The sequence below is a fragment of the Arthrobacter sp. 05L44 genome (assembly GCF_056397605.1).
Genome location: NZ_JBFTNS010000018.1, coordinates 1 through 1,842, shown reverse-complemented (window position 1 = coordinate 1,842; position 1,842 = coordinate 1). Strand labels below are relative to the sequence as shown.

General features: G+C 35.5%; 2 protein-coding genes. Both read right to left on the bottom strand.

Going from position 1 to position 1,842, the window contains the following annotated elements:
• Positions 1-34 precede the first annotated feature (34 nt).
• Positions 35-1,249: an ISL3 family transposase gene (locus AC1DHY_RS15730; protein WP_476903902.1), complete on the bottom strand. Its 1,215-nt coding sequence runs from the start codon at positions 1,247-1,249 to the stop codon at positions 35-37.
• A 215-nt stretch (positions 1,250-1,464) separates the two neighbouring features.
• Positions 1,465-1,689 (bottom strand): YuzB family protein, encoded by a 225-nt coding sequence (locus tag AC1DHY_RS15725; protein WP_049667962.1) that lies wholly within the window; start codon positions 1,687-1,689, stop codon positions 1,465-1,467.
• Positions 1,690-1,842: the final 153 nt, after the last annotated feature.

The following is a 1,842-nucleotide window of genomic DNA, read 5'->3' as shown; positions in this document are numbered from 1 at the left end:
GTCAAATGTTGGGGTGATGTGATCTTTTAGCACGTTAACCCAGATGAACCCCGATATCTTTATACTTTAAATTTAATAAGATTTTTGCTCGAAAGTGATCGAAGCGTCGAAAGCCATATGCATTCCGTTTCATCACTTTTGTTTTATTATTAATGCCTTCTAAGAAGCCGTTGGAATAACCAAAACTAAAGCTATTTAATATTTCTACTTGCCAGTTTTTCAATGTTTGAATTGCTTTTAAGAAAGCTGGTAATTTTGTCTCTTCTACCTTACGGTAAAAAGCTAGTAATCGCTTCTTCACTTCTACGACATCATTTTTTGCCTTTGCCCAATCAAACCATTCACAATAGGCTTCCTTTAATTCATGAGCTACTTTTAATGTTTCAGACATTTCTGTATAGCGCTGTAAGTACCACTGTTGTTTTGATGATAATTTAGATGCACGTTTATAAAATACATGACGCATACGTTTACACTTTGTGCGATTGTATTTGTCCCATTCTTTTTGTACTTGTCGGCGCACTTCATCCATTGCCCAATAGATATAACGGCTAAAATGAAAGCGGTCTGCCACAATAACAGGTCGACCTAGCGATTGACGAACAGCTGCTTTAAAACTTGGATTCATATCCATGACCACTATCTCAACATCTGCTCCATACTGACTTAAGTAATTTTTTATTGTTTCTTTTTTACGATTTGGTAAAATATCAATCGGTTCACGCGTCTCCGCATTCGCAATTATTAGCTGATACGTACCTGCATCTGTATCACCTTTATACTCATCAATCGCAATCGCTTTTGGTAAACGTACACCCTCTACTAATTGTTTATTCGCTACCTTTTTAAAACGGCGAATRATCGTCGTGGATGATGTACCTAGTACTTCTGCWGCTTCTTTAAATGTTTTAGCTTTAATAGCACGTATACTCACTACTTGATTCCATTCCTTTGAGTAACGTTGATATTTATCTACAAAGGGGGATTTTTCAGAGAAACGCTTTCCACAATYACAAACATAACGACGACGTTTATAGAAAAGAATAGTTAAACGTTCAAACCATTTTAAATGATTGATCTTTTGTATACGGTAATCGTGAACCTTCGATGTTTCTTTTTTACAAACTGGACATTGATGCGTACGTTTAGGCAATTGCACATACAATGCGATTCGATCGCCTACTTCTTCTACTTTCGTAATCTCTACATCTTTTAATCCTGGGATATTCATGTTAAAATTCATTTGCACAGTTCACCTTTAATCCTGGGATATTCATGTTAAAATTCATTTGCACAGTTCACCTTTCTATTACTTGTTTCTCGACAATTCAAGTATATATAAATCGGTGAATCTGTGCTTTTTTTATGCGTGGAATTGTGTGAATACCCCAACAAATATTATAGAACCCAAATAAAACAAAAACTATCTCCAACTAGACTAGTGAAGATAGCGTTTTGTTTTACTTATTTTTTTAACTTTGCTAAAACCTTTTCCATTAGTTCTTCTTCCGTTAATGCAGCGACAGGACGACTATTTACAAAGGTAAATGTTTTTTTACGTCCTGGGCCACAATAGGAATGACAGCCAATTTCGATGGTTGCATCAGGATCGATTTCCTTTAATTTTGGAATTAACGTTTTTAAGTTAACGGCCTGACATTCATCGCAAACTTTAAATTCGTTTGCCATTTTGTCAACAACCCTTTCTATATAGTATTTTTTTAACTTCTTTCAGCAATTATTTTCTGTACCGAAAGCGTAGCGACAGGTACAGAAGTCTCCCACCTCTATAGGTGGTGAGATGAATGCGGATTTAAGTTACTTTTCAGACTTTTCAGTGGT

Coding starts and splice junctions, on each gene's coding strand:
- AC1DHY_RS15725 (WP_049667962.1), bottom strand. CDS start 1,689: ATGGCAAACGAATTTAAAGTTTGCGATGAATGTCAGGCCGTTAACTTA.